16 protein-coding genes are annotated in these 22535 nt (G+C 68.4%); 6 read left to right on the top strand and 10 right to left on the bottom strand.

What is annotated here, in order from left to right; genetic code table 11:
- The first annotated feature begins 492 nt into the window (after positions 1-492).
- Positions 493-2040, top strand: coding sequence for a DUF5655 domain-containing protein (locus tag AAH991_RS04505; protein WP_346224445.1), 1548 nt, complete (start codon positions 493-495; stop codon positions 2038-2040).
- 601 nt (positions 2041-2641) lie between these two features.
- Here AAH991_RS04505 and AAH991_RS04500 read toward each other — a convergent pair.
- Both AAH991_RS04500 and AAH991_RS04495 read right to left on the bottom strand, forming a co-directional pair.
- Complete coding sequence (locus AAH991_RS04500) at positions 2642-3313, bottom strand: response regulator (RefSeq protein WP_346224444.1); 672 nt, start codon at positions 3311-3313, stop codon at positions 2642-2644.
- The gene (locus AAH991_RS04495) at positions 3310-4485 is read right to left on the bottom strand and encodes a sensor histidine kinase (protein ID WP_346224443.1); all 1176 of its coding nucleotides are present in this window, start codon (positions 4483-4485) and stop codon (positions 3310-3312) included. Before AAH991_RS04495 ends, AAH991_RS04500 begins: the two co-directional genes overlap by 4 nt.
- Positions 4486-4673: 188 nt before the next feature.
- On the opposite strand from AAH991_RS04495, the gene AAH991_RS04490 reads away from it, so the two are divergent.
- Entirely contained in the window at positions 4674-6230 is a 1557-nt protein-coding gene (locus AAH991_RS04490; protein ID WP_346224442.1) for an alpha/beta hydrolase, read from the top strand.
- A gap of 394 nt (positions 6231-6624) precedes the next feature.
- Here the strand turns inward: AAH991_RS04490 and AAH991_RS04485 are convergent, their stop codons facing one another.
- Together AAH991_RS04485 and AAH991_RS04480 are read right to left on the bottom strand one after the other, a co-directional pair.
- Positions 6625-6876 (bottom strand): type II toxin-antitoxin system RelE/ParE family toxin, encoded by a 252-nt coding sequence (locus AAH991_RS04485; RefSeq protein ID WP_346224441.1) that lies wholly within the window; start codon positions 6874-6876, stop codon positions 6625-6627.
- Positions 6877-7506 carry a TetR/AcrR family transcriptional regulator gene (locus AAH991_RS04480; RefSeq protein WP_346224440.1) on the bottom strand — a complete coding sequence of 210 codons (630 nt, stop codon included), beginning with the start codon at positions 7504-7506 and terminating at the stop codon, positions 6877-6879.
- A gap of 155 nt (positions 7507-7661) precedes the next feature.
- Here AAH991_RS04480 and AAH991_RS04475 point away from each other — a divergent pair, with 155 nt between their 5' ends.
- The 4 genes from AAH991_RS04475 (at position 7662) to AAH991_RS04460 (ending at position 12443) form a co-directional block, all read left to right on the top strand.
- On the top strand, positions 7662-9164 hold the full coding sequence (locus AAH991_RS04475; RefSeq protein ID WP_346224439.1) for an aldehyde dehydrogenase family protein: 1503 nt from the start codon (positions 7662-7664) through the stop codon (positions 9162-9164).
- Positions 9165-9441: 277 nt separating this feature from the next.
- Positions 9442-9942: a DUF4265 domain-containing protein gene (locus tag AAH991_RS04470; protein ID WP_346224438.1), complete on the top strand. Its 501-nt coding sequence runs from the start codon at positions 9442-9444 to the stop codon at positions 9940-9942.
- Positions 9943-10236: 294 nt separating this feature from the next.
- Positions 10237-11181, top strand: coding sequence for an RNA polymerase sigma-70 factor (locus AAH991_RS04465; RefSeq protein ID WP_346224437.1), 945 nt, complete (start codon positions 10237-10239; stop codon positions 11179-11181).
- An 80-nt stretch (positions 11182-11261) separates the two neighbouring features.
- Positions 11262-12443 carry an NAD(P)/FAD-dependent oxidoreductase gene (locus AAH991_RS04460; RefSeq protein ID WP_346224436.1) on the top strand — a complete coding sequence of 394 codons (1182 nt, stop codon included), beginning with the start codon at positions 11262-11264 and terminating at the stop codon, positions 12441-12443.
- A gap of 820 nt (positions 12444-13263) precedes the next feature.
- Here AAH991_RS04460 and AAH991_RS04455 read toward each other — a convergent pair.
- The 6 genes from AAH991_RS04455 to AAH991_RS04430 all read right to left on the bottom strand — a co-directional run bounded on the left by AAH991_RS04455 (position 13264) and on the right by AAH991_RS04430 (position 22453).
- Positions 13264-14271, bottom strand: coding sequence for a hypothetical protein (locus AAH991_RS04455; RefSeq protein WP_346224435.1), 1008 nt, complete (start codon positions 14269-14271; stop codon positions 13264-13266).
- 230 nt (positions 14272-14501) lie between these two features.
- Complete coding sequence (locus tag AAH991_RS04450; protein ID WP_346224434.1) at positions 14502-15953, bottom strand: hypothetical protein; 1452 nt, start codon at positions 15951-15953, stop codon at positions 14502-14504.
- A 7-nt stretch (positions 15954-15960) separates the two neighbouring features.
- Entirely contained in the window at positions 15961-18570 is a 2610-nt protein-coding gene (gene rph / locus AAH991_RS04445) for a rifamycin-inactivating phosphotransferase (protein WP_346224457.1), read from the bottom strand.
- A gap of 186 nt (positions 18571-18756) precedes the next feature.
- Positions 18757-20451 (bottom strand): RyR domain-containing protein, encoded by a 1695-nt coding sequence (locus tag AAH991_RS04440; protein ID WP_346224433.1) that lies wholly within the window; start codon positions 20449-20451, stop codon positions 18757-18759.
- Between the two features lie 191 nt (positions 20452-20642).
- Positions 20643-21893, bottom strand: coding sequence for an MFS transporter (locus AAH991_RS04435; RefSeq protein WP_346224432.1), 1251 nt, complete (start codon positions 21891-21893; stop codon positions 20643-20645).
- Complete coding sequence (locus AAH991_RS04430; protein WP_346224431.1) at positions 21890-22453, bottom strand: winged helix-turn-helix domain-containing protein; 564 nt, start codon at positions 22451-22453, stop codon at positions 21890-21892. The genes AAH991_RS04435 and AAH991_RS04430 overlap by 4 nt, the downstream gene beginning before the upstream one ends.
- Positions 22454-22535 lie beyond the last annotated feature (82 nt).

The raw sequence follows: 22535 nt of genomic DNA, 5'->3' as shown, positions 1-22535 counted from the left end.
CTGGACACGGCGGCGGACGACGATGGACCGTACGCCCAGGTCAGGGCGGGTACTAGTGCAGGTCCCGCCCTTTCCTGGGTTGACTTACAAGCGAGGGGTCACTGGTTCGAACCCAGTACCGCCCACCTGCAAAAACAAGCCCCGTAGCGATCACGCCACGGGGCTTCGTGTTTTCGGGCTGCCATTGGTTCTGTGCGCCTCCGAGGTTCGCGCTCGTCACCCGCGAGGCTAGAGACCGAGTCACTTGGGATCGCTGGGAGATCTTACTCCGCAGTTCATAGACGCCGGGGAGCCGTGGTGGCCGTTTCTCAGGAGAGGTGCTCGGCCAGCCACTACCCTGCCTACCGAGCGCGAACGGCTCTGCGCTTTCACAGGCGCTCCCGAAGTCTGCCTTGACCACCTGACACCAGAGTGATCTCCTAGTCTCCCTGCAGTTGATCAATAGACCCTGGGGCGCCAGGGAAACTGCTGCAACCCCCGGTAGGAGAAGTCATGCCGACGAGCGAGCCCATCACGGCGTTCGACGAGTTCCTTGAAAATCTCGATTTCGCGCGTGGACTCGTGAAGGCGGGGCGGGCGCTTGCTGCCATGCGCGCCGGCGTGGTGGACGTTGAGGACATGTACCGAGCGGCGTGGTCGCAGTCTGTGGCTGGATTGGACCATTGGATAACACGGGAGATCACAGAGAGGGCCGTAGTTCTGGCGCTCAACCCGGATCTGCCGCGGCCTCCGCGTTTCTCAAAACTGGAAATTCCGGTCGATGCCTTCGAACGCGTGTACCAAGGCAACGGGGAGTTGGGTGAGGTGCTGCGGCGCTGCTGGGGCGAGAGGTTCGCGCGCTCCACCCATCAGAGACCTGCCCAAATTAAGGAGGGCCTTTCGCACGTTGTCGAGGGCGACCTCTGGCGAAAGGTCGCTGAAGTGATGAGCGCAACCGGGCCCCAGGTCAAGCCTGATCAGATCAGGGAGCGCCTGGACGAGATCATCGATCGGCGGAACCGCATTGCACACACGGCGGACCGCAATCCAGCCCCGCCGCCGGCACGTGCGGAACTGAACGACGGGGATGTCGTCGAGGTTATCGACTGGCTGGAGAAGGTGGCTCAGGCGATCCTGACGGTGCTCGGTGACTCAGTGAATCCTGACGATCTCATCAAGGCGGCGACAAACGGCGGTGGGCCGGCGTTGGTGTCTTCAGGGGGGCAATGGGATGAACGGAGCCTGTTGCAGGGCCTCGAGAACAGCGCAGGTCCGGCGTACAACACCTTGCTCGCGGTGTACCGCCATGCAGAGAGCCATCTCGCCTTCCGGGGATATTCATTCGGTACGGGGGCCTTCCCATCGGTGACCGCCTCCTTCCGGGTGGGGGCAGCGGAGGCGTCGGTGTGGAGTATCTACGCCGACGTGGACAAGCCGGTACTTTCGATCAACTTCGAGTGGATGCGCGGTCGGGGCGTAGCCACGGAACGTCTAGAACGGCTCCTGCGGCACCTCAGGCGGCTACCCGGGGCGGAGCGGGTTCTCAGCCCGGTGATCGGCGCTGATTATGCGAAGCGTCCGTCTCTCACCCCCGAGATGCTGGCCGATGGACAGGACGTTGTCATCGACGCGCTCAACGACTTGCTCGCCGTGGATATGGAGCACGAGCCCGCGCCCGCCGACATCGACGTGCCCCCCGCAGCGACCAGTGTTGTCGAGGAGAACCTCGCCCGCGCTCGACGGCCACTGGTCGTCCTGTATGACCGGCTAGAAAGGCAGATTCAGGCGCTTGGAGACGATGTCGTCAAGAAGACCCGCAAGCTCTACATCGCCTTCCAGCGGACCCAGAACTTCGCCTGCATAGAGGTTCACCCTCAAGCCAACGAGCTCCTCATCTTCGTGAAGGTCGACCCCGACTCCGTTCAGTTAGAGGAGGGCTTCAGCCGGGACATGCGGAACATCGGTCATTTTGGTACCGGGGACCTCGAGCTTCGGGTACGAAGCCAAACGGACCTGGAGAAAGCGTTCCCGTTGATTCGGCAGAGCTACGAAGTCAGTTGAACGAAGAACTCTGTTCGATCAGTTTGGGTCTCGAAGGTGAGCCATGAGGCATCTCGGGAGCATGCCGGGGAGCGCGACCTCCCGTTCTTCGCGTCGTTCTAGGCGGAGCCGGACCTTGCCGAGAGGCATGAAGAGATCCTGCGCTCGGACATGGGGTGCTGACACGGCCCCTACACACTGGTCTTCATCTCGATCTTCGCCAGGCGGTGGGGCGCTCGTGCGGCCCTAGTAGTCGGGGAGTCACGTCCTGGAGTAGCACGTCGTCCCGCGTGCGATCACTTCCTCTGGTCCTGTGTTCGCCTGGGCGCCGCATCGAGTGCCTGTACGTACGCTGACGGCATGAGCGCGCAGCCGCAGGAGTTCCCCCCCGAAGGTCCTCTACCGGAGAAGAATCTGCGTGCCATCCGTAGGGCGTTGGTCGTGCCCGAGGACCGAGACGGGTTCGACGCGGGTCTTGACGTCGTCCTGGCTGAAGGTTCGCGCCAGTTTGGATCTCGGTCGGTTGAGCGAGTTCATCCACACCTGGTGGTTGATCGCGTGCGACTCGGTCCAAGATCTCCAGGGCCGCAGAGACGTCGCGCTTATGGGGCGATTGTCGGTTTCAGCGGTCGTCGTCGGCGAAGCCTGTGCGGTAGGCGAAGACCACGGCCTGGACGCGGTCGCGTAGGTCCAGTTTGGTGAGGATCCGGGAGACGTAGGTTCGGACGGTCTCGAAGCTGATTACCAGTTCCGCTGCTATCTCGGCGTTGGAGAGGCCACGGGCGATCAGCCGCAGTACCTCGCGTTCGCGGGGAGCCAGGACGGCCAGCGGATCCTCGTCGGGGGTGGGGACGGCCGGGCGGAGGCGGTCGGCGAAGCGACCTATCAGGGTACGGGTCACGGTGGGGGACAGCAGGGACTCTCCGCGGGCGACGGTGCGGACGCCGTTCACCAGATCCAGGAGAGGGGCGTCCTTCAGAAGGAAGCCGCTGGCTCCGGCACGCAGGGCTTCGTAGACGTACTTGTCCACGTTGAACGTGGTCACCACCAGTACCTTCGGCGGCGCTGCGACACCGGGGCCGGCGATGCGCCTCGTCGCCTCGATGCCGTCCATCAGCGGCATGTGGATGTCCATGACCACCACGTCGGGCTTCAGGCTGGTGACCGCCTCGACCGCGGCCGGGCCGTCGGCGGCCACGCCGACCACCGCCATGTCCGGCTGCGCGTCGAACGCCGTCACGTAGCCGGTACGGACGACCTCCTGGTCCTCGCAGATCATGACACGGATGGTCATCTGGTACCGCCTACGGGGATCGACGCGGAGACTCGGAAACCGCCGTCCGGTTGCTCGCCTGCGGACAGCTCACCGCCCAGCGCGCCTATCCGTTCGCGCAGTCCGGTCAGGCCGCGGCCGCCGGAGAGGCCGCTTCTCGCGCCGACGGGGACCGCGGCGGCGGCGTTCGTCACCTCGACCTCCACGCGGTCGTCCCGGTAGCCGATGCGAACGGTGGTGGGGCGGCCTTCGGCGTACTTGACGGCGTTCGTCAGGCTCTCCTGCACCACGCGGTACACGGCCAGCCCCACGCCGACCGGGAGCGGGGGCTGGTCGCCGTCTTCCACCAGTTCGATCGGCTGGCCGCCGCTTCGACTCTGTTCGACCAGGTCTCGCACGCTGCCCACGACGGGCGTGGCCGACTCTCCGGTCGCCTCCAGCACGTCCAGCAGATACCGCAGCTCGGCCAGGGCTCGGCGGCCGGCGCCGCCGATCGTGGACAGTGCCGTGACCACGCGGTCCGGCGACGTGGCCACGAACTGCGTGGCGTCGGCCTGCACGACGATGGCGGTGACGTGGTGGGTCACCACGTCGTGCAGCTCCCGCGCGATGCGCGCCCGCTCCGCGGCGGCGGCGGCCTCGGTGGCGAGCCGCCGTCGCTCGGCCTCCTGGAGCCGTTGCCCGCGTACGAAGGCGCCGCCCAGCCAGCACGCGGCGAAAAGCAGGTAGAACACCAGGAAGTCGCTCTGCAGAACCGGTGAGCCGAGCAGGATTATGGCCACGCACAGCACGACGTACGCGGCCGATGCCACGACGGCGATGACCCACCGGAACCGCTCCTGGTGCGCGCCCACCGAGTACAGCGCGATGTACACCGTCACGGTGCCGAACTGCATCGGGTAGCCGAGCGTCTCGTAGATCACGAAAGCCGTGCCGTTGATCGCCAGGCACGCGGCGGGCCATCGGGTACGCACGGCCAGAGGCACCGTCTGGGCCAGGATCAGGACGATCTGGAACGCGTCCGCCGGGCGTCCTGACAGGTCGCCGAACTGGACGCTCATGATCGACAAGGCCGGGACGAACGCCAGCCCGGTGGACACGACGGCCAGCCACCGGTCCCACACCGTGGCGTCGTAGACGCGCCACACCTCCCACAACCTCCGCAAGCGGTCGCTGGCCCAGGTCCCCGACATGGCTCAGAGCCTAGCGATCTCTGATCCCCGAGTCGCCGCGCTTGTCCCTCATGTGAGCTACACGGATTGTCCGCAACGCAGTGATTCGGGACAGCGCCCTCCACTCCTAGCTTTCTCATCAGCGGCCGACAACCACGGTCAACCGCGAAGCCAGATCACGGCACATCGGCAATTCGGAGGACAGCACCATGGGAAACACCATCCGCGTACGCGTCGTCGTCGCCGGCGCACTGACCGCGGTCGCGGGAGCGGGGGCGGTGATCGGCGGGCAGCCGGCCGGCGCCAGGACCGTGGCGACCACCGGCCCGGTCCAGACTTCGATCAAGTGGGGTGAGTGTCCGGAACCCGCGCCGGGCGCCAAACGGGACCCCAGGCAAACCTGCGGCACGGTCAAGGTGCCTCTGGACTACCGCCGCCCCGGCGGACAGACCATCACCGTCGCGGTCTCCAGGATCGCCACCGCCAAGCACGGCAAGAAGCGCGGCGACCTGCTGGTCAACCCGGGGGGTCCGGGGCTGCAGGGCCTGGACATGCCCGGCCAGATGGCGCTCACGCTCCCGAGGGGGGTGCTGGACTCCTACGACCTGATCGGGTTCGACGCGCGCGGCGTCGGCCACAGCACCCCGATGAGCTGCGGTCTGTCCGGCGACAGCCTTCTCACCATCTTCCCCTACCCCGGGGCCGGCGGCTCGATCGAGGGCAACGTCACCACCGCGCGCGCCGTCGCCCGGCAGTGCGCCACGATCGGTGACAAGCTCCGCTTTTTCAACAGCGCGAACACAGCGCGCGACATGGATCGCATTCGCCAGGCGCTCGGGGCGCGGAAGATCTCCTACTGGGGCCAGTCCTTCGGCACCTACCTCGGCGCGGTCTACGCCTCGCTGTTCCCCCGCAACACCGACCGGATGGTGCTGGAGGGCAACGTCGACCCGGGCAAGGTGTGGGCGAAGATGCTGAACACCTGGAACCAGGGCATGAACGACCGGTTCCCGGACGCCGCCCGCGTGGCCGCGGCGGACGACGCCGAACTCGGGCTGGGCGGCACCGCCGGCGAGGTCACCGACACCTTCCTCGCGCTGGCCGACCGCCTCGACCGGAAGCCGGCCACGATGCCGGGCACACCGGTGGCCATCAGTGGTGCGATGCTGCGCGGCGTCACGTACCAGATGTTGCAGCGCAACGAGATGCTTGCCCCACTCACGCAATTCTGGAAGGCGGCGGCCGACCTGTCCGCCGGCAAGACCCCGGCGGACGCGGGCGTCGCCGTGCTCCGGCAGATTCTCGCCGACACCCCGGCTGCGAAGGGCGTGCCGGCGGACAACCAGGCCACGATGGTCCTGGCCATGCTCTGCGGGGACACCACCTGGTCGCGAGAGGTGGACTCCTACGCCGACGCCACCGCGGCCGCCCGCGCGAAGTACCCGCTGAGCGCGGGCATGCCCAACAACATCCTGCCGTGCGCGTTCTGGTCGCAGAAGCCGATCGAGCCGGTGGTCAAGGTCACCTCGCACGGTTCGCGCAACATCCTGATCCTGCAGAACCGCCGCGACAACGCCACACCCTGGGCCGCGGGCCGGGGAATGCACAGGGCCCTGGGTGACCGCGCCGGCTTCCTCGGCGTCGAGCACGGCGGCCACTTCGTCTACGGCACCGGCTCGACCTGCGCCGACAAGGCCACCGTCGCGTTCCTGATCAAGGGCACCCTGCCGGCCAAGGACGTCTCCTGCGCCGGCCCCCGGCCCTGACCGTCATGCCATCAGCGTGCCATCAGGGCAGCTCGGAGATGGTTGGCGGGGGAGTGGGTCCCAGGTCGGTCCGCAGGCCGGCGTACCGCCCGGAGCGCTCTTGGCTCCTCACAAGCGAGGGGCCACCGGCTCGAACCCAGTACCGCCCATGAGAGTGAAGAGCCCCGCCTTCCGCCAGCGGAAAGCGGGGCTGGCACCGTCAATCGGCCTGCCACCGCCCTCGACTCGCGACTTCAGGGCGTCGGCGATCAGCCCGATACCTCGGAGCCGTGGGAGGGTGTGGCTCACCTTGGTCGCTTGTGGAGGCGGCGGTTCAGGCGAGTTCCTTCAGGTGATGTCCTGTTCCGTACGCATCCAGCTCAGCGTCTGGGCCTCCGCCTTGACTTCGCGCCAGCTACGGGCAGGGCTCATCTCGGTCTTCCTTCGCCATGTCTGCGCGATATTGGGCGTAGCGGTGCTTGGCCGGAGGGATTGCCTCGTGGTACCAGCCCGACCATCGTCCAGCCTTGTCTCCGGCTACCAGAAGGATCGCTTCCCTGTCTGGGTCGGCAACGAACACGATCCTGCGTCGGCCGCGTTGAAAAGGTGCGGCGGATCCTGCGGCGGCGCAGGTAGGCGCGGGGTCTCGCGGGAAGACGGACGCCAATCACTCGCTCCTTCTTGTGGTCGTGGGGATGTCCTCGCCTTCACTGGCAGCCGGCAGTCCGCCCGTGGTGTGCGGATTCGGATGCAGACCGTCGAGCAGGATGCGGATCAGGGCGCCGGGGAAGTCCGGGCCGTTGTCGATTCCGGCGAGCGCGACGAGGCCGTCGAGGATCTGTCCGAGAGAGACGTCGTCGCGGACTTCTCCGCTGCGTTGCGCGGCGCGGAAAAGGGGTTCGCCGGCCGCGATCGTGCGGGAGCGGCTGGCGCGGAGGATGGGGGTGCCATTGGCGGATTCGGCGAGGAGGACGGAGGCGAGAGGTCCTTTGCGTGCGCCGATGGCGTGGAAGCGCATGAGCCAGGCGAAGAAGGCCTCGCCAGGCGTGTCGCCACTGACGGATTCGGCGGCTTGGCACATGTCGTCGACGGTGTTACGGAAGAGTTCCTCAACCAGTTCGAGTCTGCCGGGGAAGTTGCGGTAGAGCGTGGCCATGCCGACGCCGGCACGTCGGGCGATCTCGGCCATCGACGGTGCGGCACCGGGTTCGGCGAAGGCCTCGCGGGCGACCGCGATGATTTTCGACCGGTTGCGCTCGGCGTCGGCACGTCGGGCAGGGGCGGGCTCAGCGCTCACGGCGGATGTTTCCTTCCTTTCGCGTCCAGAACCTCAGCGTACCGGATAGCCTTCTCACTTTCTCTTGCAAACGAACAGCCTGTCCGTTACGTTAACCGGATAGGCAATCCGTTTAGGACGGGTCTGCCGATCAGGACACCGGGAGAGGAACAACCATGACTGCGACTGTGAGCGGCCCGCCCGTCGCCGGCACCGCCCGCCGTGACGTCCCCGCGTTCGTACGGGCCGGGGAGCGGATGATGTGGATCGGAGGCCGGCAGGTCGCCGCAGCCTCCGGACGAACGCTGCCGAACACCGACCCGGCCACCGAGGAGGCGCTGGCAAGCGTGCCGCGCGGCGAGGCGGCCGACGTCGACGCCGCGGTCCACGCCGCGCGCGCGGCGTTCACCGATCCCGCCTGGGCGGAGATGAGCCCCGACCGGCGCGGCCGCATCCTGAACCAGATCGCCGACGTCATCGAGGAGCACGCCGACGAACTGGCCACCATCGACTCGGTCAACATGGGCGCACCCCGCATGCTGACCGCACACATGCTGGCCGAGGCGAGCGAGGTCTTCCGCTACTACGCGGGCTGGCCTACCAAGCTGTCCGGCGTAAGTGTTCCCGCCGGCAAGGACCGCATGGCCTACACCCGCAAGGAGCCCCTCGGTGTCGTCGGCATCATCTGGGGCTGGAACGGTCCGATGGGCCAACTGCCCGGCAAGCTCGCCCCGGCCCTGGCCGCCGGTAACACCGTCGTGCTCAAGCCGGCCGAGACCGCCTCGCTGAGCACGCTGCGCCTGGCCGAGCTGCTGGCCGGCACCGACCTGCCGGCCGGTGTCGTGAACGTCGTCACCGGCTTGGGCGCCGAGGCGGGCCAGGCGCTGGTCGCGCACCCCGGTGTCGCGAAGATCGCCTTCACCGGGTCGACCGCGACCGGCAAGCTGGTCCAGCGCCAGGCCACCGACACGCTCAAGCGCGTAACGCTCGAACTGGGCGGCAAGTCGCCGTCGGTCGTCTTCGCCGACGCCGACCTTGACGTCGCGGTCCGCGGCGTGGCGGCCGGCTTCCTGGGTAACGCGGGACAGGCCTGCGTCGCCACATCACGGGTGTTCGTCGAGGAGAGCATCCGCGAGGAGTTCGTCGAGAAGTTGCTGAAGACGATGGAGGCATTCACCCCGGGCGACCCGCTGACCCCGGGCACGCTGGTGGGACCGCTCTCCACCAAGGCGCAGTTCGACCGCGTCAGCTCCTACCTCGACATCGCCCGCGAGGAGGGCGCGAACGTGGTGACCGGCGGCCGGCGCTTCGGTGACCACGGATACTTCTTCGCCCCCACCCTCCTCGACGACGTCCGCCCCGACATGCGCGTCGTCCGCGAGGAGATCTTCGGCCCAGTGGGCGTGATCACCACCTTCACCGACATCGACGACGCCATCGCCAAGGCCAACGACACCGACTACGGACTGGCCGCCTCCGTGTGGACCACCAACCTCACCACCGCACACCGCATGGCCGCAGCCATCGAGGCCGGCACCGTCTGGATCAACACCTGGGCCGAGATGAGCACGGGCAACCTGCCCTTCGGCGGTTACAAGCAGTCCGGCCTGGGCCGCGAAGGCGGCCTGGAAGGACTCGACACCTACACCCAGGTCAAGACCGTCCGCATCGCGCTGTGACCACGCCACCTCACGCCTGAGGGCCTGGCCATTCCTCCAGCGCGACACTGGCATGCGCGGCCGTTCCGGACGGTCAGATGGTCCCGCGTGGGCTTGTCCGGGTCGTGATCAGCCGATCAGAGGGTGCCTCTGAACTGGGACGATAGGGCTTGTCCAGGGCCCAGTCGCCGCAGAGAAAGAAGGACTCTTCAGGTGAAGGAGCGTAGGGGTCTCTATCCGCGTGTCCACGTCCGGGGCGACGTGTACCGGGACGAGAGTTTCCGACAGGATCGTCAGCATGGTCTCCTCCTCGTCCGAGAGCACAACGATGGTTGCTGACGACAGAGTGAAAGTCTGGTACCGCTTCGTACCGCGCGAGGGATGGCCGCAGTTCGACCAGGAAGGCGTGTGGGCGACCCCGCTCGGCGGGGATCTCGCACAGGTGGACAACGTTCCGTTCTTCGTCGACGGCGCTGCCGAGGGCGACATCGTGCGGTTCACCACGGACGCCGAGGGCGTCCGCTGGGTCGAGGAGCGCGTCGAGTGGTCCGGTTGGTGCACGATCCTCGTCCTGCCGGTCCGCGGAGGGCCGAAGCCGACCGCCGAGGCAGTGTGCGAGGTATTCGCCCCGTTGGGCATCGGAGGAGAGGCGTACAGCGCGGAATTCCCACTCGTTGCTCTCAGCGTGCCTCCTGATGCCGACGTCCGCGCGACCAAAGCATTGTTGGACCGAGGTGTGAAGGCGGGATGGTGGAATTATCAGGAGGCATGCATCGGGGACGCATGGCCTACGGCATAGCAGCCGGGCAGGCCTTCTCATCCAGGCCGATCGCTGAGTGACTATCTGGGTGGCGATCGCTATGGACGAGCTCGGACGGCGGTGGCCGGTCATGACCCGTACGCCCAGTGCAGGGCAGGTGCCGATCAGGGGCGCCGGCTGATGTGCCTGCCTTTCGCTGCGTGAGGGCAACGAGTGCCGAGGGAAGCAGGCGACCGGAGCCGAACCGGGTCGGATCTTGACGGCTCACGTGGCGCCACGGTCACGGCGGACACGGAGTGGACGCGACCTGTGCGCATGATCGATCATGGGGCGATGTCGCTCCGCACGCACGAGGCCGATCTGTTCGAGAGCTTCAGGGGCCGCTTGGAGGCGATCGCCTACCGGCTGCTGGGATCGGCCGGTGATGCGGAGGACGCCGTGCAGGATACGTACCTGCGCTGGCACGCGGCGGACCGGGACCGGATCGAGACGCCCGAAGCGTGGCTGACGAAGGTGCTCACCAATCTCTGTCTCAATCAGCTCACCTCGGCGCGGGCCAGGCGGGAGACCTACGTGGGGCAGTGGCTTCCTGAGCCGGTGCTCGACGGAGATCGGATGCTCGGTCCCGACGACACCTTCGAGCAGCGTGAGTCGGTCTCCATGGCGATGCTCACCCTGATGGAGCGGCTGTCCCCCAACGAGCGCGTCGTGTACGTGCTGCGCGAGGCCTTCGGGTACGCGCACCGCGAGATCGCGGAAATCCTGGACCTCACCGAGTCGAACTGCCAGCAGATCTACCGGCGTGCCCGGCAGCATCTGGCTGTCGAACGCTCCCGTACGGAGATCGACGCGGTCGCCGCGCGGAAGATCGTCGAGGAGTTTCTCGCCGCGGCCCTCAGCGGCGACACCAAGCCGCTGATCCGGCTGCTCGCCGGCGACGCGGTCAGCGTGGCCGACGGCGGCGGGAAGGTCGTCGCCCGCAGGACCCCGATCATCGGAGCGATGGGCATCGCCCAGTACCTGCGTGGCATGTTCCAGCGGAGCGACTCCAAACGAGCCCTCGTCGGCGGCGATCCCGCCTTCTACGCCGCCGTCGTCAACGGCGGTCCCGCCGTGCTGGTCGAGGTCGGCGAGCAGATCATCGGCGTGGTCTGCCTCGACGCGACCCCCGACGGCATCGCCTCGATCCACATCCAGGTCAACCCCGACAAACTTCAGCGCGTGGCACGCCAGTGGGCGGCGGCTGGACCGCATCGCCCACTCCCGGCGAGTTGGTGACCTACATCACACGCGGTGCCTGTCAGGGATCGCGCGCCTGTCCGGTTCAGGAGGTGAAAGCAACCAGATAGGAGCGAGTCATGAAGCACCGCATCGTCGTCCTGGGAGCCGGGTACGCCGGAGCCAACACCGCCGGTCGCCTCGCCAAGCGGCTGCACCGGGACGACGTCGAGATCACCCTGGTCAACGGCGACCCGGAGTTCGTCGAGCGGGTACGCATGCACCAGCTCGCGAGCGGACAGGATCTGCGGCGTCGTCCACTGCGCGACCTCTTCGCGGGCACCGGCGTACAGGTCCGGACCGCGCGGGTCACCGCTGTCGATGTGGACGGCAAGACCGTCGACCTCGGCGGTGAGACCCTCGCCTATGACACGCTCGTGTACGCCCTGGGCAGCGTCATCGCCGATCAGGGAGTCCCTGGTGTCGCGGAGCACGCCTGCGACGTGGCCGGCAAGCAGGCCGCTCTCCGGCTGCGGGCGCGCCTGGGCGAGGTGAAGCCCGGTGGGACCGTGCTGATCGTGGGCGGCGGCCTGACCGGCATCGAGACGGCCACCGAGATCGCCGAAGCCCATCCGGGCCTCGAGGTCGCGATCGCCGCGCGCGGTCGCGTCGGCGGCTGGCTCAGTGACAAGGCCCAGCGCCACTTGCGCGGCGCCTTGGACCGGCTCGGCATCACGGTGCACGACCATGCCGACATCACACGCGTCGAAGCGGACGGTGCGGTCACCGGCGCGGGCAGCAAGATCCGGGCTCAGGTGACCGTGTGGACCGCGGGTTTCACCGTGCACCCGATCGCGGCCGCCACCACCCTCGAGGTGTCCGACACAGGCCGGATCGTCGTCGACGCCGGCATGCGATCGGTCTCGCACCCCGATGTGTACGCCGTCGGCGACGCCGCGCTCGCCGAAGGGGCGGGTGGCAAGCCGCTGCGGATGTCCTGCGCCTCGGCGAACCCGATGGCGTGGCTGGCAGCCGACGTCATCGCCGCGCGCCTGACTGGTCGTGAGGTGCCCAAGACCACGATCGGCTACTCCGTGCAGTGCATCAGCCTCGGACGCCGCGATGGAATCATCCAGCGCGTGACCCCCGACGATCAGGTCACGTCCACCGTCTTCACGGGCCGGACCGCCGCCCGCATCAAGGAGATGATCTGCGCCAGCGCGGCCTGGAGCGTCTCCCACCCGACCATGATGATGCCGAGCCGCCGCCGCCACCTCGCGGTCACCGGTGCGGTGGAGACCCGACCCCTCACGCGGTCATGACGAGGAGCGTCGCCGGGCGAGCGTGGTTGCCCGCTCGCCCGCCCGCCGCATGCGAACGGACTGCTCGAACGTCCCCCGTCGCTGATGCGGCCGCGCCCGATGCGAGAGTCAAGCCAGTCGATTCCTACTCCGGCACTCGGCGCAGGAGCGACTCGATACTCATATACGAGCGCGCGATGACCAACGGGCCGCCGACCGGCCGGCGGCAGAGCACCTGCCCGACGAACACGAACAGGTAGGCCGTGCCGTCCGCGGATTCTCAGCGCCCGAGGTACGGATCCTGCTCGTGCGGGATCGGCTCCGGATGCGCGCGATACCAGTCCACGACGCGGCAGGCGACGCGAACGAAAGGCCTCGTCCCCGGTAAGCGGGTTCTGGAAGTGGGCCATCCGATCCAGATCCGCGACCAGCGTCCCCGAGGTCTTCGTGTCGAAGAGCCCGGGCGCGGTGAGCCTCTCGCGGAGGTAGGCCAAAAGCCGCTCGTGGCGCTCGTCCCAGTTGGCGTTGCCGTTGCGCTGCGCCTCATCCCGGAGCTTCTCCACCGCGCGCAGCAACTCGCCCTGCACGGTGTCGGCCTGTCCTCGGCGCCGTACGTAGGTCGTCCAGATGTGGCGGGCGTCGGCGAGATAACGCGCGTCCATGCCGATCACGGTATAGCCCCGAGCCTCGATTGGAGGCCCAGCTCCAGAAGGTCCGCACCTCGCGGCACACTGCTTGGGTGCCGTGCCCTCAGCCTGGAGGTTCGATGGTGTCTCTTGTCGCGGCTCGCGGCCTCTTCTGTAGCCGGTCGCCCAGCGGGAGGATTGGAATGACCCGGTGATCACATGGATTCGTAGCGGGTTTCGCCGAGGCGGTGTATGACGCGGAGAACCCTGTCACCTATGGCGTGTTCGGCCTCCGCGTCCATATGGTGATTCTCACCCTTCGACGCCCAGCAGAGCGGCAATCGGTGATTGCTGCCGTCCTTCGGGTTGACGTAAGCCACGCCCACCGTATCGGCGGAGTCGTGCCGCCTTTCGCAGATCGAGTAGCTCGCTTCGTTCCAGTTCGCGGCGTGTGTGCAGGACGTAGGACCGTCGAACCCCAGTCCCTTGGTGCCGGAACAGTCTTTGAGGTGATCGCTCCAGATGGAGTCGCACGTCGAGATCTGCAGGAAGACGCCGGATCTCAGGTCACGCAGGCAGTTGAGCCTCATGTACGACCCGAATGCGCACTCATTGGGGGAGAGCCCTCCGGCCGTACACGTGAGGTACTTGTCGAGAAGGCCGGAGCAGCTCACCCGCAGTGCATGACGCACCCCGACGACCTCGATATATGTCGAGCAATATATGTCGTCGGACCGCGCGTCGCCGCGGCAATCGTAGTAGGCGTCTCGCGCCTTCGCACAGTCGAAATCGCCGGTCCGGTCAAGGTCCTCCGGGCAGCGCAGGAATTCTCGCTCGCCTGCGGCGCACACGTCGTCCGACCGCTTCGGGATCCCCGTACGGCAGGAGATATAGGATTCGAACGACGAGGCGCAGTCGTGTTCGTCGTGGAAGATGGCTCGTTCTCCGAAGCGGCATTCGATGCGGACGACAAGCGCCTGCTGGCACAGCATGGCGGAGTTTTTCGCCGGATGCCGCTGCATGCATGCTTCATATCCGGGAGCCTTCGAACGGCAGTCCAAACCCCTCGGCCCTGAGCCCTTCGGGCACAGATCGTCGGCCGCGGACCGCGCATTGGGGCTGATTTCGCGATGCCAAGTCGGCTGCGGCCATGGGATATCCGACGTGATTGCGGTGGAGGAACAACCGGTCAGGATGGCAACGGCCGTGACCGCGACCAGCACGCCCCAGATCCATCGCCTCGCTGCGGCCACGCAGCCTCCCAACGAAATGGCAAGTCCGGCATCGGCCTGTGGGCGGGGGCAGAACTGGCTTGCTGTACCGAATTCCTATGTGTATCACGAGGGTTCGGTCACGGCACCTCGCGTGACTTTTCCGGTCGCAGGCCGGGCCCTCTCGGCGGTATATGAAAGGCGGGACCATCGAGGCGGTCCAGCGGCCGCCGGAGAAGCGCTCATGTGGCCGGCACATCAGGCGGGGTTCGCACATCAAGGGCGTTGGAGCCGAGCTTCAGGGAGTCCACGCCGAGTGTCTCCCTGACCGTCCGCAATTCGTGTGGGCCGTCGAAGGCATCGGTCCGCAGTCGGAACCGGCTCACGCTGTCGAGCTTGAGAGTGCGGAGCCGCCATGGCCGATTCGGCGAGTTCTGTTCGGCGTGGGCCAGAAGTATGACGGCGACGGCGTCTCGCGGCGTCTGGTGACGAATGTGTGCGGCCGTGTACCCGGCGAGCCGGAGCTCGCCTTCCGGAGGCAGGCCGGAATCCGATGCCGTGGCGAGGGATTGGTGCTTCGCCTCCGGTGTGGTGATTCCTTCGATCCATGCCGCGGTGGTGTCCGGGAGTTGCTCCTCGCGGAGTATGCACCGCAGTTCGTCGCCGAACCAGGGTGTCAGGGCGGAGCCACCATTTCCGATCCAGGTCTCGACCAGGTCATGGAACGCCTGCTCGCGGCGGCTGCCTCGACGAGCGCCTGCGGCCAGGATGTCCGCACCCGCGCCGGCGAGTGCGCTCGCGAGCGACCGGACGGGGATCCGATCGGCGAGGTGGGCGTACCGGACCGTGCGGATCTTCTGCATCACGCTGTGCAGGATCCTGGCGGCGACCAGGACCGCGCCCTGCGGGTACGGCAGACGTCGCTCAGGTGCGCGGCCGTTCGGTTCCTCGCGGGGCGGCGTCGCCCGGCCGGCGGCCCGGCCGGCGGTGGAAAGATGCCAGGACCGGTCATCGGGGTACGCGGTGCCGCTGGTGGCACGTAGCTTTCCGCCCGCTCCGACGCGGATGACCACTCCCTCCGCCCCGCTCTGCAGGGTGACGCCCATCCGGTCGTCGGAGTCGAAGCGTACGCCGGTGACGTCTTCCAGCCACAGGTTCACCTCGGGCGGTTCTCCCGCCTGCGGGCCGGTTCCGTAGCGGCGCGGGGCGGCCAGGACGAGTGACCCGGTCAAACGGGGGCCGGCACGTTCGAGCAGTAGGGCGCGGACCTCGGCGGCGGCCAGGTCGTAGTCGGTTCCGAGTTCGAGTGCGGCCTCGGCGGTCAGCGGTACGAAGGCCGGCGTCACCCGCCCCAAGGAGTCCCTTGTGTGCGAGGGCCCCGCGACCGGAGGCGGCAGGAACCGCTCCAGCGGGTGCCCGGCCGCCTCGGCCTGCTCGAGCATCCAGCTCCGCCGCTCCGGCCCGAGCCCGGCCATCCAGGCGAGAGCGGCGCGGGCGCGCCGTTCCCGCCCGACGGAGGTGAGGGCGGTCGCGGCATGGAACAGCGGGAAGGTGTTGTTGTCCCACACATCCGCGACCTGGTAGATCGCTCGCCGGTCGTACGTCCGGGCGTCTGCCGACGCTTCCGTGATCTGTACCAACGACCTGTCCAGCAGCGAGCCCAGGGCGCCCAGGGCCGTCGCACCTTTGGTCATCCCAGATTCAGTCGAGGATCTCGACGTACCCGTCGGTTCCGTGCACGCGGATCCGCTGCCCGTCCCGGATCAACCGGGTGGCCTGCTCCACTCCCACGACGGCCGGCAGGCCGTACTCCCGGGCGATCACCGCCCCGTGCGTCATGAGGCCGCCGACTTCCGTCACCAGTCCTGCGACGGTGACGAACAGGGGAGTCCAGCTGGGGTCGGTGTAGGCGGTGACCAGGATGTCGCCCGCCGCGAGCTCGGCCCGCGCGATGTCCATGACGACACGGGCCCGGCCCTCGACGGTCCCGGCCGAGACCGGGAGACCGGCCAGCGCGCCGGGCGGGACGTCACCGCGATATCGGGCAGTGATCACCTCGCCGTCCGACGTGAGGACCCGGGGCGGTGTGAGCGCCTCGTACGACCGGAACGCCTCCCGCCTTCTCAGGATGAGCTCGGCGTCCGCAACGCCGGTGCGCACGACTTCGTGCAACTCCTCGAACCGGAGGAAGAAGATGTCGTCCGTCTCGCGCAGGATGCCGGCCCGGACGAGGCGATCGGCTTCCCGCAGCAACGCCTGCTTGTAGGCGAAGTAGCGGCTGACCATGCCGTACTTGGGATACTCCCGGTATCCGGCGAAGGTGCGGACGCGGTCGATCATCCGCTTGGTCTCCTCCGCCTTCTGCTCCCCGTCCGGCAGGGCGCGCAGGCGCGTCAGCAGGTCCTGTTCCTTCCGCCGTGACTCCCGAAGTCCTTGTTCGAAGCGTCGCCTGCCGGCGCCCGGCTCGAAGTTCCTGATGTTGCCGAGGATGGCCGGAACGAGCGTGGCGGGTTGCTCACTCCAGCGCGTCCTGGTGATGTCGATCTCGCCCGCGCAGCGCATGCCGTACGTGTCGAGGTAGCTGCGGATGGCGTCACGTGCTTCCCGTCCCCCGGGCAGCCCGGCCAGCTCGTCCAGGAAGCCGTCACCGTCCCGGCCTTCGTCCACGACGCGCTGCAGGAACGCCACGACGTCCGTGTGCGGCCGGATCGCGTCCGCGACGTCGAGGAGCGCCAGCCCCATCTCCGACGTGACGTTGTGGGGGACGGATTGCGTGAGCACGTCGGCCGCGTTCTTCTCGCCCAGCCACTTCTCGAGGTGGTCGTTGAGCCACCAGGCCGCCTCCATGCCCGCCATGATCATCTGGGAGCTCTGCGGATCGAACAGGATGCGCTTCAGTTCGGCGATGTCGGCCAGGATGAAGTCGAGCAGTGCCGGTCCGGACAGATCCCGGATCTCGCGCCGCAGGGCGGCCACGGATGCCTCGGTGCGCCGGATCAGCTTGGTGACGAGGGCCGGGTCGGTCTCGATCGGAGCGGGTGCGGCGCCGGCGGGTGCGGCGCCGGCGGGCGCGGCGCCGGTAGCGTCGTCCGGAAGCGAGCGGAGGAAGTCGCCGCGGTCGACGACGGTCTGCAGCGCGTCGCGGATCAGCGGGTCGGACCTGCCGAAAGTCCCGAGGAGGCGCGCACGGCCCGCGGGCGTCGCAAGGACGGGGGCCACGTCGACGAACAGACGCCCGCCCGCCTCGTGCATCGGCCGCGGAGTCGTCAGCTGCCACACGGACAGTCCCAGCGGCTTCATCGCGTCGGTCATCATCTGCTGGTGACCGACGGAGACGTAGACGTGGTTGTCCTGGTCGTCGGTCGTGGGGAGCGGGAACAGCGTGGTGATCGGCCGGCTCTGCACGATGTGGAACTCGTCGCCGGCCAGGCACCATTCGATGTCCTGGGGCCGGCCGAAGTGCGCTTCGATTCGCCGGCCCAGCCGTACGAGGCGCACGACTTGCACGTCCGTCAGAGCCGGCCGCGTCCGCCGCCGCGGCTCGACCGGTACCTCCCGGGTGCCGCCGCCCGGCGACGCCTCGACGAACCGCGGCTTGGTGGCGACCGCCGTGGTCACGACCTGATCGTCGCGCACCGTGTAGACGTCTCCGGCGACCAGGCCGGAGACGAGCGCCTCGCCGAGCCCCCAGCCGGCTTCCACGGTGGCGATCTTCCGATTCGAGGTCACGGGGTCCGCGGTGAACAGGATCCCGGCCGCGTCGGGGAACACCATCCGCTGAACGACCACGGCCATCCGTATCTTCCGGTGGTCGAAGCCGTTACGGCGCCGGTAGGTCACCGCCCGCTCGGTGAACAGCGAGGCCCAGCACCTCCGGACGTGCCGGAGGATCGCGTCCAGGCCGACGATGTTCAGGTACGAGTCCTGCTGGCCGGCGAAGGACGCGGTCGGCAGGTCCTCGGCCGTGGCGCTGGAGCGCACCGCGTACGAGGCGTCCTCGCCGAGCCGGGCGAGCGAGTCGCTGATCGCCGCCACGAGATCGCCGGGAACCGCGACGCCTTCGACGGTGCGACGGATGTCCGCGCTCAGGGTGCGGATCGTCGTGCGGTCGTCCGGTTCCACGCGCGACAGCAGGTCGAGCTGAGCGTCGATCGAGGGCGCTTCCGCGACCACCCGCCGGAAGGCGTCCGTCGTGACGCAGAAGCCGTCGGGCACGCGGATGCCCTCGATGCGGGAGAGCTCGCCCAGGTGCGTCCCCTTTCCGCCGACGTCCCCGATATTCGTCCCGTTGATTTCCTCGAAACCCATCACGTAGCGCAACGGCCGTGCTCCATCGTTCGTCGGGTCGGTTCGCAACGGGCAAGTATGAAGCACTTTCCGGCACCTCATGAGAGGCGCGAATCTGATATATGGTGATAACGGCGGGGGAGTGACGGTCCAAGGCGGCGCGCATCCACGGCACGCGCTGACAAACCTGGTTCGAGGCGGTCGCGGACGTTATCGGACGGGATTGAGGCGGACTATCTCGAGGCCGCAGTGGGCGAGCACGTCGCCCATCTCGCGGATCACGGCGCGGTCTTTGTCCTTCTCCTCCTCGGGCAGCCTCTCCCACGGAACGAGGCTCGGGTGGTGCTTGGCCTCGTCGTCCCGTCGCTCGCCATACGTCCAGCCCTGCGCCGTGCGCTCGGCCATCCACCGCTCGTGCTCCCGTTCGGCGAGCGTCTCGAGCACGGGGTCGTCGCTCAGCGCGACCCCGGTGCCGGTGCGGGGCGCCACGGTACAGCCGGCGGCGGTGAGCTTGTTGCCTATGTCCCGTGCTTGGGCTCGGTTGGCCTGCTTGTAGTCCTCGGAGAGGTCCTCCCACGGGACCATCGCCGGGGCACTGCGCATGGCGTTGCCCTTCTTCAGCTCGTGCCGCAGATAGTTGTGGTGGATCAGCTGTGCCAGACGCTCGTAGATGTCCTCGTGGATCCGCTCTGCTCTGCCCGCGTCCGCACCGACGACGAATTTGCCCACGCAGACAGGCTGCAGCCGCCCCTCGACGTCGTCAAGCAGGCTGCCGCCACCGCTGCCGAGCACGTCGGCGAGACCACTCAGGCGGTCCAGGCGTACGACGACCGAACGCTCCCCGCCCTGCCACAGGTCCGGCATGGTGAGCGCGGCCCGCACCGCCTCCTCTTCGGCCTCGTGGCACAGGTATACGCGGTGGGGAGTGGGCATGGCCGGCGTGCGGAACACCGCGGCGAGGTCGGCGACCGGCCTCAGCTCGCACGTCTCGGCGACGGCCACCCAGCGCCGGCGCAGATCCTTCGCGACGGCCTCGGCGTCGCGGTCCACGAGGAATACGACGAGTTCCTCGTCCGCGCGCGCCGACACCTGCCACATCCGTGCCAGCTCGACCACGATCGCCTGCCCGAACGGCCCGAGCCCCACGACGACGACGAGAGGCTCGCCGCCGCGGAACGAGCCGGCCTCCTGCCGGACCAGTTCCCGCGCGGCGAGCTCGTCGCTGTTGAAGAAGTCGGCGCCGGTGACCGGCTGACTCAGGTGGCGGGCGCGCAGCGCGAGCGCGTACGCGGGGTCGCTGACGTGCGCGTACACGTTGAGGTCGCCGGCCTTCTTCGTGCGCTCCTGTTGCCTCGCGGTCGCCGCGACCAGCACGTTGACGCTGCTGTCGTCGCGGTCGTCGGCGCAGGCGTAGACGAACCGGGCGCCGGCGATGCCCGCGTCGCGCAGCGATTCGGCGTCGCCGGCGGTGGCGCGCAGCACGGGCCCGTTGCGGCGCAGCCCGTCCACCATGGCGTCGGCGATCGGCGTCTCACCGACGACGATCGTGTGCCCGGTCCGGCGCCGCTGCCGCAGGCGCCGCCATTCGCTCGCGAACACCGCCCGGCCCGCCTCGAACAAGGCGTAGATGGTGGCGGCCGGCGCAAGGAACCGGGCCACCTGCAGCGGCCAGGGGAACGGTCCCGGATTGTCGAGCGGTGCCGCACCCAGGACGAATAGCTGCAGATCGTAGTAGGCGATATCCCAGAAGCTCCGGCCGAGCTGGTACGACGCGCTGTGGGAATACGACTCCAGGCCCCAGAATCCCAGTACGACGGCGAGGACCACCGTCGCCGCGAACCCGATTCGGGCCGCCGATAAGGCCCGTTCCCGGACGCTCTTCGCAAATGGCGTCGTTCTCGGCATGCTGCTCCTCATCCCTCACGCCCGGCCGCAACCCACATTCGGTAAGGGCTGGCCGGGGAATACGGCGCAACTGGATCCTGATCTGTTTCCACGGCGGCCGCCCGTAAGTGGCAAGGCGTTCAGGGCGGCCTTGGTCCACCCAGTGTGCGGGGCACTTCCGCGCCGGGTCCAGATCGTGATCGCGATTCGCTCTACCGCGTCGAGGGGAAGTCGCGTAGGGGACGGAATGGGCCGAGCAGCAGGATGGCGACCGAGAAGAGCTGGATGACAGCCATCAGCATCAGGGTCTCGCGTACGCCGATCGCGTCGCCCAGCATGCCGCCGAGCAGCCCGCCGAGGGGGATGGCGCCGTAGTTGAGCGCCGACGTGCTCGCGGTGATCCTTCCGAACAGTTCAGCCGGGCAGTAGCGCTGGCGGAAGGTGCTCGTCAGGATGTTGGACGCCACGACGCCCAGACCGGTGCCGAAACCCGCGGCGGCGAAGAGCGCCAGGCCCACGCCGCCGCTGCCGATCGGCCCGAGCAGCGCCATCGGCGCGGCGAACGCCTCGCACAGCAGGAAGCCCCGTGCCGTTCCGAATCGTGTGGCCACCCGGCCCGCGAACGCGGCGCCGAACAGGCCGCCGGAGCTCGCCAGCGCCAGCACGAGGCCCACCTGGCCTGCCCCCGCGCGGAGATCTCGGGTGAGGAACACGACCTGGATCGAGGCGTAGCCCATCAAGGCGATGTTCGACACCGCACTGAAGACGGTGAGTGCGCGCAGGTGAGGGTCGTGCACGACGAAACGCAACCCGTCGCGGATCTCGGCCCGCAGTCGCCGCTTCGCCGCCCTCTCCCGGCGGATCTCGCGGGAGCCCACCGAACGCAGGCACAGCAGGGCGATAGCGAAACTGACCGCGTCGGCCAGCACACCGCTGACCGCGCCGAACCAGTGCGCGAGCAGCCCTGCCAGCCCCGGACCGGCGATCTGTGCGGCCGATTCGCTGCCCTGGAGCTTGGCGTTGGCCTCCAGCAGCCGCCCGCCCTCGATCAGCACGGGGAGGTACGCCCGATAGGCGAGGGTGAAGAACACCCTCGCCACACCGCCCATCGTGGCCACCACGAGCAGGTGCGTCATCGTCAGCGTGCCGAGCCATGCCGCGATCGGCACGCTCGCGAGGACCACCATGGAGACGCCGTCGCACAGGAGCATCACCGGCCGTTTGGGTCTCCGGTCCACCCACGCGCCGGCGGGCAGTCCGACCAGCAGCCACGGCAGCCAGGCGGCCGCGGTCAGCAGCCCGACGGCAAGCGGGCTCGCGTGCAGGGAAACCACGGCGACCAGCGGAAGCGCCACGCCGGCGACGGAGCTGCCGAGCATGCTCGTGGTCTCGCCGATCCACAGCAGCCGGAAGTCGTGCGACCTCAGCAGCCCACCACCCCGCGCGACCGGCGTCGTGGTCACGGCCGGCCCGGTACGGCGCGGGCGGTGAGGAAGACGAGCCTGCGCTCCTGCCCGTCGTCGGGGATCTCCCGGTCGGCCAGCGAGGCGAGCAGATCGAAGATCTTGTCTTCCAGCTCGGCGAGCTCGGCGACCGACAGCATCGCCCAGTGGTCGGTCGTGAACGCCGCCCGCCGCCACGGCTCCGGGTAGCCGTCGCGCTCGGCGAACCACTGCCGGACGAGGTTGGTCTGCCGGTCCAGGACGAGTGACTCCGCCGCCGCGGCCACGGGGTCGTCGGGGAAATCCGACGCCGACCAGCTGAGGACGTACGGAGACCTGCGCCACCAGCGTTCGCGGCGGTCACGCGCGAGCTCGGGCACCTCCTCGACGAGCTCGCTCGCCGCCAGGACCTTGAGGTGATGGCTGATGTTGCCGACGGCCTGCCCGGTCTTGGCGGCGAGCACCGACGCCGTCGAGGGGCCGTCCACCCGGAGGATGTCGAGCAGCCGCCGGCGTAGCGGATGGGACATCGCGGCGAGCACCTTCGAGTCGCGCACTTCGCGCGTCGGACGATCGTTCACGCGCTGACACTAAACGCACAAGAACTGTTGTGCAACAGCTCTTGTGTGTTCCGGTACAGACCGGGGCGCCTTTCGCCCCAGC

Source organism: Microbispora sp. ZYX-F-249, assembly GCF_039649665.1.
Classification (GTDB): domain Bacteria; phylum Actinomycetota; class Actinomycetes; order Streptosporangiales; family Streptosporangiaceae; genus Microbispora; species Microbispora maris.
Note: the sequence above shows the minus strand (reverse complement) of the source record. Positions and strands in the feature narration are given on the sequence as shown.